Source organism: Prevotella sp. HUN102, from assembly GCF_000688375.1.
GTDB lineage: Bacteria > Bacteroidota > Bacteroidia > Bacteroidales > Bacteroidaceae > Prevotella.
In genome coordinates this window covers 163,118-179,937 of the sequence record NZ_JIAF01000003.1, presented here as the reverse complement: position 1 = coordinate 179,937, position 16,820 = coordinate 163,118, and the positions used below count along the sequence as shown (strand labels likewise).

Here is a 16,820-nt window from a genome sequence, read left to right as displayed (position 1 = left end):
AGCTTACTGCAACTTTAATGACATACATCAAGTGCATTGATATGAGTCAAAAAGCGACAGGGAGAGCAACGAAAACGGCTTCGGCATTTTCAAAAACGAATTACACGCTTTAAATTTGCAGCATTAGAGAATTATAAAGATTGATGATTATGGATAAATTAGTTGTAAAAAATCAAGAGTTTGACGCAGCCATCGACCTTCGCGTAGAACAGATTCTGAGTGGAAGAAAGCAGGCGTTGAAGAAGATGAACAGACGAAGAGGAGTTTTATAAGTGGACAAGAGGACGAGGAGACAAGTGAACGAGCAGGTCAGCTTGATTATAAGGCAAGTCTCCTTGTTCTCTCGTTTCCTTGTCCTCTTGTCCACTTATAAACACAAAAAAAACAAAAGATAACCTTATCATTTGCCATTGTCAAAAAATAGTAGTAATTTTGCAACAGATATATCCAGACAATAACGTTATTGCACTTATAAATATATGAAGAAATTACTTTTTCCGATCATTGCGTTTGCTATGATTATTTTTATTACAGGGTGTGGGTCCACGAAAAAGTTTACCTACTTCCAGAATATTGATTCTATCAGTCTCGCTGCATCAAAAGGCTTGTATGATGCGAGAATTATGCCGAAAGACGAACTTACAATCCTTGTTCAGACCACAGACCCACTGACTTCAAAGCCATTCAACATCCAGCAGCAGACAACTGGTGGCGGCAATGAAAAAAGAGTTGCGGGCTATTTGGTAGACAATGACGGCTATATAAACTTTCCTATCGTGGGCAAGATTCACGTGGGAGGACTGACCAAAAACGAGTGTGAGGACTTGATTAAGAGCAAAATACAGCCTTATCTGGCACGCACCGAGAACCCATTGGTGGCAGTTCGCACGAGCAGCTACCGAGTAACGGTTACGGGCGAAGTGAACAGTCCGGGCGTTATTCCCGTGGCAACGGAGAAGATGAGCATCGTAGAGGCACTCGCCGAGGCCGGAGACCTTACCGTGTACGGCAAGCGCGACAACATTATGCTCATCCGCGAAGACGCAACGGGCGAGAAACACAATGTGAGGCTGAACCTCAACGACGCAAACCTGATTAATTCACCTTATTATTATTTACAGCAGAACGATATTATCTACGTGCAGCCTCAAAAGGTCAAGGCTCGAAACGCCTTCTTCGGTAGCAATTCCAGCATCTTGTTCTCTCTGGTCGGTCTTGCAAGTACGGTGTCCAGTCTGCTGATAACGATATTCAGATAATCAGGGAGCGGCTTTTATATGAAAAGACACTATTATACATTGCTCGGAGGTTTCTTATGATGAATGTTTTAAATCTGTTTTATTATCATTCAAAAACTAACATTTAAAACTAATTCAGGAAACTATGTGTGGTATAGTAGGTTACATAGGGACAAAGCGACAGGCTTATCCCATTTTGATTAAAGGTCTTAAAAGACTTGAGTACAGAGGTTACGACAGCGCAGGCATTGCGCTGATCAACGGCAACGACGATTTGAACGTCTACAAGGCAAAGGGAAAGGTGGCAGACCTTGAATCCTTTTGCGCTGAAAAGAATATTGAAGGCTCCGTAGGTATTGCCCACACCAGATGGGCAACACACGGAGAACCTTCTTCTACCAATGCGCATCCGCATTATTCCGAATCCAAAAATCTCGCCATCATTCACAACGGAATCATCGAGAACTACGCAGAAATCAAGAAAAACCTGATGGACAAAGGCATCAAGTTTGTTTCCGACACAGACACGGAAGTGCTCGTTCAGCTCATTGAATACATTCAGGAAAGAAAGAATCTCGACCTGCTGACAGCCGTCCAGGTGGCTCTGCATCAGGTTATCGGTGCTTATGCTATTGCAATTCTCGACAAAAGACACCCCGACACCGTAATTGCAGCACGCAAGCAGAGTCCGTTGGTGGTGGGAATCGGCGACGACGAGTTCTTCCTTGGCTCGGATGCAAGCCCCATTATTGAGTATACCGATCAGGTGGTTTACCTTGAAGACGGCAACATCGCCGTGATGAAGCTCGGTGAGGAACTGAAGGTGGTAAACATCCTGAACGAGGAACTGTCGCCTGAAATCAAGACGGTGGACATCAATCTCGGACAGATTGAGAAAGGAGGCTACCCCCACTTTATGCTGAAGGAAATCTTCGAGCAGCCCGAATGCCTGAAGAACTGTATGCGTGGAAGAATCAACGTGGAGCAAGACCACGTTACGCTGAGTGCGCTGATAGACTATCGCAGTTGGTTGCTCAATGCCAAGCGCGTGATTATCGTGGCTTGCGGCACCAGTTGGCACGCAGGCCTGATCGGCAAACAGTTGATTGAAACCTTCTGCAAGATTCCGGTAGACGTGGAATACGCAAGTGAGTTCCGTTATCGCAATCCTGTCGTTACGAAGGAAGATGTAGTGATAGCACTCTCGCAGAGCGGCGAGACGGCAGACACGCTTGCCGCCGTGGAACTGGCAAAGGAGAAGGGCGCATTCATCTATGGAATCTGCAACGCCATCGGCTCGAGCATACCCCGTGCAACGAACACGGGAACGTACATACACGTAGGTCCGGAAATCGGTGTGGCCTCAACGAAGGCATTTACCGGTCAGGTATCAGTTCTGACAATGTTTGCCATCGCCCTTGCAGATGCAAAGGGAACAATCAAGCACGGCGAATACGTGAAGGTGGTTCAGGAATTGGCAAGCATTCCGGAGAAGATAACTGAAGTATTGAAGACCAACGAACAGGTTGCCGACCTTGCACGCACGTTCACCTACGCCCACAACTTCCTCTATCTCGGACGCGGTTTCAGTTTCCCAGTCGCATTGGAGGGCGCACTGAAACTGAAGGAAATTTCCTACATACACGCCGAAGGCTACCCTGCCGCCGAAATGAAGCACGGTCCGATTGCATTGATCGACTCCGATATGCCGGTAGTGGTCATTGCAACCCACAATGCAATGTACGAAAAAGTGCGCAGCAACATACAGGAGATAAAAGCCCGTCAGGGCAGGGTTATCGCATTGGTGTCCAAGGGCGACGAGGCAATAGCGAAGATTGCAGATGCAGTCATAGAGCTTCCCGACACGATGGAGTGTCTGGAACCATTGGTTTCAACCATTCCCTTACAGTTGCTTGCCTATCACATCGCCGTCTGCAAGGGCAAGGACGTAGACCAACCACGCAACCTTGCAAAGTCTGTTACAGTAGAATAAATCAAAAAACATACCTTAAATAAATGGAAAAGAACATTCACGAAGATTGTGGCGTTGCAATGATCAGATTGCTGAAGCCTCTCAGTCATTTTCAAGAGAAGTACGGCACTTGGATGTACGCTCTCAACAAGATGTATCTGATGATGGAAAAGCAGCACAACCGCGGACAGGAAGGTGCGGGAATAGCTGCCGTGAAACTGTTGTCGGAACCCGGACGAGAGTATATGTTCCGCGAAAGAGCAGAGGGCAAGAATGCCGTTACTGAAATCTTTGCGAATATTCATAAATCCTACAAGGGCTATTCGGCAGAACAGATTGCCGACGTACACTTTGCTGAAGAGCATATTCCCTTTGCGGGAGAGCTTTATATGGGCCACCTCCGGTACTCCACTACCGGCAAGAGTGGCCTCTCTTATGTGCATCCGTTCCTGAGAAGAAACAACTGGAAGGCCAAGAACCTCTCGATGTGCGGCAACTTCAATATGACGAACATCAACGTGATATTCGACAAGCTCATAGAACAGGGACAATGCCCGCGCAAATACAGCGACACCTATCTGCTTCTGGAGCTGATGGGGCACCGGCTGGACCGTGAAGTGGAGCGCAACTTCGTGGACGCAAAGGCACAGGGACTGGAAAAGTATGACATAACGAACTACATAGAGGACCATCTGGAGATAAAGAACGTGCTCCAGACCACGATGCAGGACTTCGACGGAGGCTATGTAATCTGCGGCATCACAGGCTCGGGCGAATGGTTCGCAATGCGCGACCCGTGGGCAATCCGTCCGGCATTCTATTACAAGAACGACGAGTACGTAGCCTTGGCAAGCGAGCGTCCCGTGCTCCAGACCACCTTCGACCTTGAATGCGAAGACGTAACAGAACTCAAACCCGGTCAGGCGATCATCGTAAACAAGGCCGGCGAGTGCTCCCTTCAGCAGATTCTCGAGCCAAGGGGCGATGCAGCCTGCTCCTTTGAGCGCATCTACTTCTCGCGCGGCTCCGACCGTGATATATATAAGGAGAGAAAGAAACTCGGAGAACAGCTCACGGAACGTGTCCTGAAGTCGGTCGATTACGACACCAACCACACCGTTCTGTCGTTCATTCCCAACACGGCGGAAGTTGCTTTCTACGGACTCGTGGGCGGATTCAAGTCCTGGCTCAACAAGCGCAAGGTGGAACAGATAAAGGAATTGGGGCATCAGCCTTCCGACGAGGAGCTGCTCTCCATCGTCAATCAGTCCGTCCGTTCGGAGAAGATTGCGTGGAAGGACATCAAACTGCGAACATTCATTACCGAGAGTAATTCGCGCAACGACCTCGCTTCGCACGTCTACGACGTAAGCTACGAGAGCATAGTCCCCTATGAGGACAGTCTTGTCATCATCGACGACTCCATCGTTCGCGGCACCACGCTCAAGGAAAGCATCCTGCGCATCCTCGACCGTCTGCATCCGAAGAAAATCGTGATTGTGTCGAGTGCTCCCCAAATCAGATACCCCGATTACTACGGCATTGATATGCCGAGCCTCGAAGAGTTCTGCGTTTTCCGTGCCACCATCGAGCTGATAAAGGACCGGAATATGGAAAGTTTCCTGAGCGAAGTCTACAACGACTGCAAGCGGGAATTGGCAAAGCCGGCAGGCGAACCACTGAAAAACGCCGTCTGCAAGGTCTATTCCCCGTTCACGGTGGACGAGATAAACTGCAAAATCGTCGAAATGCTGCGCCCGGAAGGAATGACAACGCCCGTTGAGCTTGTATATCAGAGCATCGAAGGCCTCCACAATGCCATCCCCGACCATAAGGGCGACTGGTATTTCACCGGCAATTTCCCCACACAAGGAGGTATGCGGCTTGTGAATCAGGCTTTCATCAACTATTACAACAGTGTCTATAAGAAATAAAATGAGTATAGGTAGGTTCTAAAAATCACACGGATTTGAAGAACCTACCTATTATTTTGCTGAAGATTAAACCCAAACAACAAATATTGATAATGAGAAACGTAACTTTAGTCTTAAACGACGGAACGGAATTTCACGGAAAATCGTTTGGCCACGACGCTCCGGTTGCCGGCGAAGTTGTTTTCAACACGGCGATGATGGGCTACCCCGAGAGCCTTACAGACCCCTCTTATGCCGGGCAGTTGCTCACAATGACTTTCCCCTTAGTCGGTAATTACGGCGTTCCGCCATTTACCATCGGCGAGAACCGCATCCCATCCTTTATGGAGAGTGATAAAATCTATGCCTCTGCGCTCATCGTGTCAGACTATAGTGAGGAATATTCTCATTGGAACGCCGTGGAAAGCCTCTCGGCGTGGCTCAAGCGCGAGAAAGTTACGGGCATTACAGGCATCGACACACGCGAGCTGACAAAGGTGCTGCGCGAGCACGGCGTGATGATGGGCAAGATTCTCTTCGACGACGAGCCGGAGAACGTGCCCGAAGCCGACTACGAGGGCGTGAACTTCGTAGACCGTGTTTCAACGAAAGACATCATCCGATACAATGAAGGTGTGGGCAAGAAGGTCGTCCTCGTGGACTGCGGCGTGAAGGCGAACATCATCCGTGAGCTTGTAGACCGAAAGGTGGAAGTGATCCGAGTGCCTTGGAACTACGACTACACTTCGATGGAATACGACGGACTTTTCCTTGCAAACGGTCCCGGCGACCCCGATATGTGCAGCGACGCAGTGGAAATCATCCGTAAGCAGATGAGCATCAGCACAAAGCCTATCTGCGGCATCTGTATGGGCAACCAGCTGCTCTCGAAAGCTGCCGGTGCGAGCATCTACAAGCTGAAATACGGACACCGGGGCCACAACCAGCCCGTGCGAATGGTGGGTACTAACAAGTGCTTCGTTACCTCACAGAACCACGGATACGCCGTAGATGCAAAGACGCTTGGCAAGGACTGGGAAGAACTCTTCGTGAATATGAACGACGGCAGCAACGAGGGCATCCGTCATAAAACCAACCCTTGGTTCAGCTCGCAGTTCCATCCCGAGGCAAGCTCCGGTCCGGTAGATACAGAATTTATGTTTGACAAATTTGTAGAAACACTGAAATAATGAAAGACGAAACTATAAAGAAAGTCCTGCTCTTAGGTTCAGGCGCGTTAAAAATCGGCGAAGCCGGCGAGTTCGACTATTCCGGCTCTCAAGCATTGAAAGCCTTGCGCGAAGAGGGTGTTTCTACTGTCCTCATCAATCCGAACATCGCAACGGTTCAGACCTCGGAAGGCGTGGCAGACCAGATTTACTATCTCCCCGTTCAGCCCTACTTCGTGGAGGAAGTGATAAAGAAGGAGAAGCCGGACGGCATTCTCCTGTCCTTCGGCGGACAGACTGCGCTCAACTGCGGCGTGGAATTAGACCGTCTCGGTATTCTCGACAAGTACGGCGTAAAGGTGCTCGGCACGCCCGTAAAGGCGATTATGAACACCGAGGACCGTGAACTCTTCGTTGAGCAGCTCGACGAAATCAACGTGAAGACCATCAAGAGCGAGGCTTGCGAGGATGTTCAGAGCGCACGCGAGGCAGCACAGTCGCTCGGCTATCCCGTAATCATCCGTGCCGCATACGCTCTGGGAGGCCTCGGCAGCGGTTTTGCCGACAACGAGGACGAACTCAACAAGCTCTGCGAGAAAGCATTCTCGTTCTCTCCGCAGGTGCTTGTGGAAAAGAGCCTGAAGGGCTGGAAGGAAATAGAGTACGAGGTGGTGCGCGACCGTTATGACAACTGCATCACCGTCTGCAATATGGAAAACTTCGACCCTCTCGGCATCCACACCGGCGAGTCTATCGTCATTGCGCCGTCGCAGACTCTCTCCAACAGCGAGTACCACAAGCTCCGCGATCTGGCCATCCGTATCGTGCGCCACATCGGCATCGTGGGCGAATGCAACGTGCAGTATGCCTTCGACCCTCAGAGCGAGGACTACCGCGTAATCGAAGTAAACGCACGCCTTTCCCGTTCCTCAGCCCTCGCAAGCAAGGCCACGGGCTATCCTCTGGCTTTCGTTGCCGCCAAACTGGGTATGGGCTACGGCCTCTTCGAGCTGAACAACTCCGTAACCAAGACCACATCGGCTTTCTTCGAGCCGGCTCTGGACTACGTTGTCTGCAAGATTCCACGCTGGGACTTGAGCAAGTTCCGAGGTGTAGACAAGGAATTGGGCTCAAGTATGAAGTCCGTCGGCGAGGTAATGGCCATCGGACGCAACTTCGAGGAAGCCATTCAGAAGGGACTCCGTATGATCGGGCAGGGAATGCACGGCTACGTTGAGAACAAGGAACTCGAGATTGCCGACATCGACGCTGCCCTCAGAGAACCCACCGACAAGCGCATCTTCGTCATTTCAAAGGCGATGCACAGGGGCTACACCGTGGACCAGATTCACGAACTGACGAAAATAGACAAGTGGTTCCTCAACAAGCTGAAGCACATCATCGACATCGACGAGGAACTGAAGCAGAAAAACATCAACACGCTCGACAGGGAACTGCTCCGTTCGGCAAAGGTCTACGGATTCACCGACTTCCAGATTGCGCGCGCCGTAGGGCTTGAGGGCGAGAAGAGCAATATGCACAAGGCGATGCTCGTGGTGCGCAAGCTGCGCAAGAACTACGGCATTCTCCCTGTTGTGAAGCAGATTGACACGCTCGCTGCCGAATATCCCGCACAGACCAACTATCTCTACGTAACCTATGCGGGCGTAAAGTCGGACGTGAGTTTCGCAAACGACCGCAACAGCGTCATCGTTCTCGGCTCGGGAGCCTACCGTATCGGCAGTTCCGTAGAGTTCGACTGGTGCGGCGTTCAGGCTCTGAACACGATTCGCAAGCAGGGCTACCGTTCCATTATGATCAACTACAACCCCGAAACCGTGTCCACCGACTACGATATGTGCGACCGTCTCTACTTCGACGAACTCACCTTCGAGCGCGTTATGGACATCATCGACCTCGAGTGTCCTCACGGCGTGGTTGTTTCCACCGGCGGGCAGATTCCGAACAACCTCGCAATGCACCTCGATGCTGAGAACGTGCCCATCCTCGGCACGCAGGCAAAGGACATCGACAATGCCGAAGACCGCGCCAAATTCTCGTCGATGCTCACCGAAAACAACATCAATCAGCCCGAATGGCAGGCTCTGACGAGTATGGACGACATTGAGGAATTTGTAGGACGTGTGGGATTCCCCGTCCTCGTCCGCCCGTCCTATGTACTCTCCGGTGCTGCAATGAACGTATGTTCAAACAAGGACGAGCTTACACGCTTCCTCCAACTGGCAGCCAACGTCAGCGTGGACCATCCGGTTGTAGTGAGCAAGTTCATCGAGAATGCCAAGGAAATAGAGATGGACGCCGTGGCGCGCGACGGCGAAATACTCGCCTATGCCATTTCAGAGCACATAGAGTTTGCCGGAGTACACTCGGGCGACGCCACCATACAGTTCCCTCCGCAGAAACTCTACGTGGAGACGGTTCGCCGCGTGAAGCGCATCAGCCGTCAGATAGCAAAGGAACTCCACATCAACGGGCCGTTCAACATCCAGTTTATGGCGCGCGACAACGACATCCTCGTCATAGAGTGCAACCTCCGTGCGAGCCGTTCGTTCCCCTTCGTGAGCAAGGTGCTGAAGCTCAACCTCATCGACCTCGCCACAAAGGTAATGCTCGGAATCCCTGTTGAGAAGCCGAATAAGAACCTCTTCGACCTCGACTATGTAGGCATCAAGGCGAGCCAGTTCTCCTTCAACCGATTGCAGAAGGCCGATCCGGTGCTCGGCGTGGATATGAGTTCCACAGGCGAGGTGGGCTGCCTCGGCGATGACTCCTCAACAGCCCTGCTCAAGAGTATGCTTTCCGTGGGACACCGCATCCCGAAGAAGAACATTCTCCTTTCAACCGGCGGAGCAAAGCAGAAAGCCGAGATGCTCGATGCTGCCAAAACGCTCAAGGCGCACGGCTACGACATCTTTGCAACGGGCGGCACTTCAAGGTTTCTCACAGACAACGGCATTGAGAACACGCTGGTGTACTGGCCGTCCGACGAGGGCAAGCAGCCGCAGGCACTCGACCTTCTTCACGAAAAGAAGATTGATATGGTGGTGAACATTCCGAAAGACCTCAGTCCGCGCGAGCTGACCAACGGCTACAAGATTCGCCGTGCGACCATCGACCTCAATGTTCCGCTGATTACCAACAGCCGTCTGGCCAGTGCCTTCATCACAGCTTTCTGCAACGTGAAGCTCGAAGACATCGACATCAAGGCTTGGGGCGAATACTAACCGGCAAAGCCCATCGGCTGAAAAGAATCCATAAACACGCAAAACGGAAACAGCATACGCCCTGCCGGCTCTCCTTGGACTGCTCTTCAGGGCTGTGCTGCGCTCCCGATGCTATACATCTGTAAGTGGCTGAAAGTCAGCCGACAATCTTCTATCTTTCAATCTTGCGAAGAATGCAGCCCATTCTTCGCAGGAATACATTGCAAACGTGCGAAGATTGTTTTCCATTCTTCGGTCAGTTGCAAATCCGCAAATAATCCCTCCAATTAAATACATTTGAGAAATCAAAACAGATTTCAGCAAAAAACAGCAAAAAATTGGAAATATTGAAATAATATACTATCTTTGCTGCCAACAGCAAGAAGAATCTATCAAAGTCAGAAGATAATTATGAAACATTCACTTTATATGTTATTTGCTCTCTTGCTTTTTGCCTCGTGCAGTAAAGAACCAAGACTCATAGAAAAAGAAAAAGATGAAAATTCTCAGGAAACTTTCCGTTTGAGGGAAATGTATAATGAGAAAATCAAGGGTGTATGGGAAACTGAACAGACAAAAGGAAAATTCATAATCAGGCATTGGTATCATTTTGAGGAAAATCAGAAGATAAATGGAAAATTTATGATCTTATTCAAATCAAATAATTTCAGTCAGCCAGATACGGTGGTAAATACAAAGATATCGGGAAACTGGTCGCTGGTATACAATTCGGCAGAATCTTTTCCAACTTTGTGGCTTGACCTGATGAAAAATGAATTTCTCCCTTCCTGCCGCCCCAAAATCTATGGCGTAAGCGATTCCATACTGGAAATAGAATCTCCTACGCAATATATTCAGGGAATTATCAAAATGCGCAGAAGCAACAAACAGGCAGATGCCTGCAACTGACAAACATAACGCGGCACCTTCTGTCTGTTTATTTATAGCCTTGACAAGATAGGTTATCTGAATAAAAAATACTGAAAAGACCCGCGAGACTATTCTCACGGGTCTTTCCCATAAACAACTGCAAAATGAAATCATTACCTTATATATTTATGGCTCTCTTCCTCGGCGTGCTTATTTCGTGCACCTCCAATTCAAACCGGGGAGACTCACACTACGACACATCACAGGTAGACACGATGCTCGCCATCAACCTCGACAGCGGCGAGACGGAAAGCGACGACGTGGTGTCCGTCTGGAGCTACAATTCCGACAGCACGGAGGCCACCATCGTGAGTGCGCCGAACGGAAAATCGCAGTTGAGCAAGAACAACCGTATGACCATCAAAATTTTCGGGCTCGGCACTTCCAAGGCAAAAGCCTGTCTGGTGTTGGGCAACGGCGAACGGTTCGCCGGCAACAGTTTCGACACCACCAACATCGTGAGAGTCTATGCCCAAAACAAGGAACTGGCTTCCTACCAGTATTTCCCCGGCATAACCAAACAGCTAGATTCTGCCTACATCTCCTCCTCCCGCTCGCTGATTTCCAATCTCCAGACACAGAAATCCTTCAAAATCGAAACCTCCACCTTCACGAGTGGCTCCCTCGTCTACGACTTCGATGCCATCGGAACGCTGATAAAGTGAGCAGAGGATGAGGAACAAGGGGACGAGTTTACAGGGAAAAGAAATAGAATCGGCGTGAGCTATTCTCTCGCAGATTACGCAAATCTCGCAAATCAACGAGAATAGAATCGGCGAAATCTGCGCAATCTGCGAGAGACTCCCCCCATCAGAGTATATCAAATTCCGCAAAGGCTTTCGTGGCTATCTGCTCGTATTCGTCGCCGAGGTCGCAGAACTTCATTATGCAACTGTAAACGGCGTGCTTCACGGCAATCTCATCGCTCTGGAAACTCGTCTTCGCCTGATCCACAAACTCGTTGATGCCGCGCTCGTTCGGGGCTTTTCCGTCGGAGAAGAGACAGGCCAAGAGCTGATAGCCGCACACCTGTTTCATCGTGTTGTCGGAGGCTATGAACTGATAGGCCAGTATCGGGGCAAAGTCCACGTGGCGGAGCAGGTTGAAAGCCAGCACTTCGGCAATTTCCTGATTACTCACCTGCTCCATCCAGATGTCCACAAGGTCGGCTTCCATCTCTTCGGCAGGCATAATCAGCGTGGCGAGCACCTTGCATTCACGGATGTTCTCCTTCCACAGTTCGATTGCGAGGGAATAGTCCTTGCCGTATTCCGAGGCCATTTCCTTCAGCCGCGGCAGGGGAATCCCCCAGTTTATCTTGTAGTCCACACCCTTCTTGCGCATAGAAGTGGAAGTGATTCCGTCCATAAACAAACGGAACGACTGCTTTATTTTCTTCAGTTTCTCGTGCGTTTCTTCTGTCATAGCGTACCGTATTCTTTTGAATAGCGCAGCATCTGTTCGGCATACCCTTCGGTATAGTCCACTTCGATGTCTGCGATTTCGTTTTCTTCATTATATACTGGTTTCAGCACCGGGTTCAGGAATCCCTTGTAAGGGGCGATATTCAGGTGCGCATAGCGGTCGAGTATCTCATTGTGCAGACTTTCGTCAATCTTTATTGCATACTTTTCTACAAGACTGCGTGCCGCCTCGTAGTCGCCCTCACTTTTTATTCGTTGGATTTCAGCCAGTTGAATGGCAAAGATGTTGCGCAATGCTGCATAATCGTTGATGAGCACAAACGACTTTTCCGCCTTGCCGTCAGCCGTCTTCCGCCTGACGACTTCTATCACGTTGCTTTCCGTGCCCAGTTCCACAGCCCATCGGGCAATCAATGCACGGTTCTGCATGTGCGATTCCTCAATCTGTTTTCCGGGATTGATGCGCACCAACTGCGTCATCAGCCCGTTCATCATATAGGTGTAGTATTGAGCTTTGTAGGCTTCGTTGGACTCTAAAAGCCCGAGTTCCAAGAGCTTTTCGTCGGCCATATAGTACAGACCGAAGAGATCGGCGCGCGCTTCCTCAACCGTATTACCGTAGTTCTTCAGAGCATCGGAGTCCGTTCCCGGCAGAAGTTTGCCGCTTCCGTGCCCGAGACATTCGTGAAGGTCGGTGTGCAGGTTGTCGGTCTGGTCGCCGTACTGCTCTATCATTGCCAGCGTGGCGGCGTCAATGACAAATTCCGACAGGAATCCGTTGCCCTTCGCCGCCATATTGTAAGCGTGGGTGAGATTGGAAATCGTAACGCTCTTCGAGCCGTATTCGGCTCTAATCCAGTCGGCATTGGGCAGATTGATGCCGATAGCCGTAGAGGGGTATTCGTCGCCGCCGAGCATTGCCGCACAGACAACGTTCGCCGTTACGCCCTTTACCTTCTCTTTCTTGAACTGCTGTGCCACCGGCGAATGGTCTTCAAACCACTGTGCATTCTGCGATATGGTCTGCGTGCGCTTCGTTGCCTCCATATCCTTGAAGTGTACGATGCCTTCCCACGACGCTTTCAGTCCGAGAGGGTCGCCGTAGACCTCGATGAAGCCGTTGATGAAGTCGATACGGCCTTCGTGTTCGCCCACCCAAGCAATGGAATATTCATCGAAAACGGACAGGTCGCCGGTCTTGTAGTATTCCGTCAGCAGACCGATGATGCGCTTCTGCTCGCCGTTCTCGCAATATTGAGTGGCCTTCTCCAACCAATATACGATTTTCTCTATCGCCCTGCCATATTTCCCACCGAGTCTCCATACCACTTCCTTCAGCTCTCCACCGTCTTTCACGAGTGTGGAATTGAGTCCGTGGGATATGGGGTGCACCGTGTCGGCAGCATTCTTCGCCTTCTGATAGAACTGCTCCACTTCTTCTTGCGACACGCCCTCGTAGTAATTGCACGCCGAGGTCTCGATGATGTCCACTCCGTCAGCCTTGTTTACCTTCTTCGGCAACACCTCCGGATCGAAGATTACGGGAAAGATGGAATTGATGAAGGTTGAAACGGATTCATTTTCATCCATTCCCAGCAGCCCGCTGTCCACGTTCAGGAGTGCATCGCGGAAGTAAGACTGCGAGAATCCGGGGACAAACTTCTCCGAACCGTAGTGGTGGTAGATGCCGTTAGAGAACCATACCCTCTTCAGATAGAGTTCCAAAGCCTTGAAATTCTCGCTCTCGCGGTCGGTTTCCGACACGTACACGGCCTCGAGCGCACGACGGATTCGAAGATTGTACTTTCCGAACTGGTCGAATGTGATGTCTCTTCCGTAGAGCGTGGCCTCTGAAAGGTAGTATATGTATTGTTTCTGTCGCAACGACAATGCTTCGAAACCATCTAAATGATACCGAAGCATTTGCAGGTCTCCGAAGCGTTCGTCCGAAAACCTGAATGTTTCTTCTCTCATATTCTTATATAAATAATGTATAGGTAGGTGTTCAACATAAAAACCTACATCGCATTGCTGCCTATGCTCGTCTTTCCTCTCTCAGCAATCCGTCTTGGGCACTTGGCTACTTGCCCTTCCTTCCGGCCTTCTTTTCCTCTTTCTGGTCGGCAGGCAGCTCCTTGTAGTGAGCCAGTTTATACTCTCTCGGCGTCATTCCGTTCACTTTATAGAACGACGCGTAGAACGACTGCCTGTTGGCGAAGCCCACCATATCGCTGATATCCTCCATATTCAGTTCCTGATAGCGTTTGTCCGTGAGCAGAGCCATCGCCTCCTCGATTCTGAATTTGTTTACGAAGGAAGTATAGTTCGTATGGAAACGAACGTTCACCACAGCCGAAATGTATCTCGTATTCGTGCCAAGGTCTTCCGCCAGTTTCTTGGCAGAATAGTTCTTGTCCTTATATTTCTGCTGAATAAGTACAATGTTGAGGATTTTCTCTTTGAGTTCATCCATCAATTCAGGACTGACGAGATTTCTGTAAACAGCCGCCTTTTCCTTTTTCGGGGTAATGTTATACTTAGTCATAAGGATAGTAAGATTTAAACGATAAAAATGCTACATATTGCAAATGTAAACTTTTTATTTTACATTATCAAGTTTTGTAAGCATTTTTTTGAATAAAGATGGATTCCCGAAGCCAAAACACCGGTTACGGTTGATGGCTCCCACAGATGGCAGGCTCCCGCAAATGGCTTGAATACCGCAGATTTAGTTCTGCGATTCTTTCTGTCTTTGAGTATTCGGCTCTCGCAGATTTATATTTCCGAGAGTCGTACCATTCGCAAAAAGTGTTCTGTTTTTGCTCACAGATTTTTACAGACACACAGATATTGCCTTCTCTGTGGGCACACATTATTAAAATGAAATCTGTGCGTCTGTGCCATCTGTGAGAGATTCCTGATTTGCGAGATCTGCGCTATCTGCGAGAAAAAAAGTTCTTGCAGATGGCGCAGATTTTTTGAATTGGAGAATAAATCGTACAAAGCGAACAAGCTAATTTGAGACCTTTGCAAAACTCCGTGTGCTCAAAAATATCAATCTTGATTATCAACAGGTTATATATTTCAAGGTTTTCTGCAAGAGGATTTTTGCAGAGATCTCAATTTGATTTTCAGGAAATCCTTTTATCCGTTTTCCTTTCTGGCGTCTATATTCCGCTTCAGCCCTTCAAATTTTGCGCGCTTCACGGCTGAACCCTTGAAAAGTTGGCGGTACTCTTCTACGGTAAGGTTGTGCCAATCCTCCTTTTTCATCTGAAGGAGTTCGGGCTTGGGCTGGAATGCCGGTTCGGTGTTGGGTGTGGCAAAACGATTCCAAGGGCAGGCAGTCTGACAACGGTCGCAGCCGTAGATGGTGTTTCCCATTGTTCTCTTCGCCTGTTCGGATAGTTCGCCACGGTTTTCGATGAGCTGATAGGAGAGGCATTTCTCTGCATCGAAACCCGGAGTGTCCTTGATGGCACACGTGGGACAGGCTTCTATGCAACGGTGGCAGTTGCCGCAACGGCTCTCCATCGGCGAATCGTAGTCGTCGAGTGCGAAAGGGAGGAAAATCTCGCCGAGGAAAAACATCGTGCCGGCGCGGGGAATGATGAGCTGATGACTCTTTCCTATCCAGCCCAGTCCGGCTTTCCACGCCCAATAACGTTCGAGAACGGGGGCTGTGTCGCAGAAAATGCGGATCTGCGCATCGGAATCTGTGCTTCGAGAATCGGAAGATTGTTTTTGAGCGTGCGAAGACGAAGGAGGGTGGGGCAGGGAATGCTGTGGAAAGAGAGTGGCGACGAGTTCGCGCATCCGTTCTTTCATCACTTCGTGATAGTCCTGACCGTAGGCGTATGCGGCAAACTGGTATTCATTTTCGGGCATTGGCTGCGAGGGTGCGTAGTTCATAGCCAGTGAGAGGATGGTTTCAGTGCCGGGAACGAGCAGGCGTGGGTCGAGACGCTTGTCGGTGTGGTTGGCCATATAAGCCATATCTGCCTGACTTCCGGTGTCTATCCAGCCGTGAACCAAGTCTGCCGTGGCTTTGTCTACGGCTTCGGCTTTGGCTGCGCCACAGGCGAAAAAGCCGAGACGGAGTGCCTCGGCTTTGATGTGTGATAAGGAATGAGGAGATGCGAGGCTGGGTTGTTCCGAGCCTGAAGACCTTTCAGAGCTTCGCCAAATGCGGGAATGAGGTTCCTCGCCGACGTTGTGGGTTGAGGAATCGACGTTGCCGATGAATGTATCTTGTCTGTTCTCCTTATTCATTAGTTGTTTCAGTTCCTATCTTCTTCAGGGGAAATCTAAAAATTAATCGCCTTCCTTGAACACCTTGAACTCATAGCCCTGTTCCTTGAGCCATTTCAGAGCTTCGGGCAGAGCGTAGCGCAGCTTTTCTATGCTCTTGAGCGAGTCGTGGAAAGTGATGATGGAGCCGTTTCGGGCATATTTCTTCACGTTGTTCAGCACGTCTTCGCCTGTGAGCCATTTGGAGTAATCGCGTGTTACGAGGTCCCACATCACTACTCTGTATTTCTGCTTCACCCACCAGTAGACCGTATGGCGCAGCCAACCGTGGGGTGGGCGGAAGAACCGGGAATGAATCAGGCCATCTGCTTCGGTTACGTCCACGGCATAGGTAAGCGTCCAATGTCTGAACGAGCCGAGATGGTGGTAGGTGTGATTGCCCACGAGATGCCCTCGGCGCAGCACCTCCTCATAGATTTCGGGATGCTTGCGCACGTTGTCGCCCACCATAAAGAAGGTGGCCTTTGCCCCGAACTGGTCCAAGGTGTCGAGGATGAAGGGCGTAGCCTCGGGAATGGGACCATCGTCGAAGGTGAGATACACGGAACGGTCGTCCGGATCCATTCGCCACAGTGCGTGGGGATAGAGCCACCGCACCCATCTTGCCGGTTGTTCTATGAGCATAAATTGCCGTTTTTG

General features: G+C 50.1%; 13 protein-coding genes. 8 read left to right on the top strand and 5 right to left on the bottom strand.

All coding sequences use genetic code 11. The features are described from left to right. Positions 1-149 precede the first annotated feature (149 nt). From P150_RS18110 to P150_RS0103775, 8 genes are all read left to right on the top strand, one after another. Positions 150-272 carry a hypothetical protein gene (locus P150_RS18110; protein ID WP_255327168.1) on the top strand — a complete coding sequence of 41 codons (123 nt, stop codon included), beginning with the start codon at positions 150-152 and terminating at the stop codon, positions 270-272. Between the two features lie 207 nt (positions 273-479). Then, positions 480-1,259 (top strand): polysaccharide biosynthesis/export family protein, encoded by a 780-nt coding sequence (locus tag P150_RS0103810; protein WP_028896551.1) that lies wholly within the window; start codon positions 480-482, stop codon positions 1,257-1,259. 124 nt (positions 1,260-1,383) lie between these two features. Beyond that, a complete protein-coding gene (gene glmS / locus P150_RS0103805) occupies positions 1,384-3,231 on the top strand; it encodes a glutamine--fructose-6-phosphate transaminase (isomerizing) (protein WP_028896550.1) in 1,848 nt (615 codons plus the stop codon). A gap of 23 nt (positions 3,232-3,254) precedes the next feature. Continuing rightward, complete coding sequence (locus P150_RS0103800) at positions 3,255-5,144, top strand: amidophosphoribosyltransferase (protein WP_028896549.1); 1,890 nt, start codon at positions 3,255-3,257, stop codon at positions 5,142-5,144. Between the two features lie 92 nt (positions 5,145-5,236). Next, positions 5,237-6,313, top strand: a complete 1,077-nt coding sequence (carA, locus tag P150_RS0103795; protein ID WP_028896548.1) for a glutamine-hydrolyzing carbamoyl-phosphate synthase small subunit — start codon at positions 5,237-5,239, stop codon at positions 6,311-6,313. Continuing rightward, positions 6,313-9,537 (top strand): carbamoyl-phosphate synthase (glutamine-hydrolyzing) large subunit, encoded by a 3,225-nt coding sequence (carB, locus tag P150_RS0103790; RefSeq protein WP_028896547.1) that lies wholly within the window; start codon positions 6,313-6,315, stop codon positions 9,535-9,537. The genes carA and carB overlap by 1 nt, the downstream gene beginning before the upstream one ends. A 621-nt stretch (positions 9,538-10,158) precedes the next feature. Next, positions 10,159-10,425 (top strand): hypothetical protein, encoded by a 267-nt coding sequence (locus P150_RS17785; RefSeq protein ID WP_197018038.1) that lies wholly within the window; start codon positions 10,159-10,161, stop codon positions 10,423-10,425. A gap of 125 nt (positions 10,426-10,550) precedes the next feature. Then, positions 10,551-11,111, top strand: coding sequence for a hypothetical protein (locus tag P150_RS0103775; RefSeq protein WP_028896545.1), 561 nt, complete (start codon positions 10,551-10,553; stop codon positions 11,109-11,111). A gap of 145 nt (positions 11,112-11,256) precedes the next feature. Here the strand turns inward: P150_RS0103775 and P150_RS0103770 are convergent, their stop codons facing one another. The 5 genes from P150_RS0103770 to P150_RS0103750 all read right to left on the bottom strand — a co-directional run bounded on the left by P150_RS0103770 (position 11,257) and on the right by P150_RS0103750 (position 16,805). Then, positions 11,257-11,871, bottom strand: coding sequence for a DNA alkylation repair protein (locus P150_RS0103770; RefSeq protein ID WP_028896544.1), 615 nt, complete (start codon positions 11,869-11,871; stop codon positions 11,257-11,259). Beyond that, the gene (locus tag P150_RS0103765; RefSeq protein ID WP_028896543.1) at positions 11,868-13,844 is read right to left on the bottom strand and encodes a dihydrofolate reductase; all 1,977 of its coding nucleotides are present in this window, start codon (positions 13,842-13,844) and stop codon (positions 11,868-11,870) included. Before P150_RS0103765 ends, P150_RS0103770 begins: the two co-directional genes overlap by 4 nt. Before the next feature lie 106 nt (positions 13,845-13,950). Then, positions 13,951-14,415, bottom strand: a complete 465-nt coding sequence (locus P150_RS0103760) for an AraC family transcriptional regulator (protein ID WP_028896542.1) — start codon at positions 14,413-14,415, stop codon at positions 13,951-13,953. Positions 14,416-15,014: 599 nt separating this feature from the next. Continuing rightward, positions 15,015-16,142 carry a tRNA epoxyqueuosine(34) reductase QueG gene (gene queG, locus P150_RS0103755; protein WP_081819273.1) on the bottom strand — a complete coding sequence of 376 codons (1,128 nt, stop codon included), beginning with the start codon at positions 16,140-16,142 and terminating at the stop codon, positions 15,015-15,017. A 42-nt stretch (positions 16,143-16,184) separates the two neighbouring features. Beyond that, positions 16,185-16,805: a polysaccharide deacetylase family protein gene (locus P150_RS0103750; protein ID WP_028896540.1), complete on the bottom strand. Its 621-nt coding sequence runs from the start codon at positions 16,803-16,805 to the stop codon at positions 16,185-16,187. Positions 16,806-16,820: the final 15 nt, after the last annotated feature.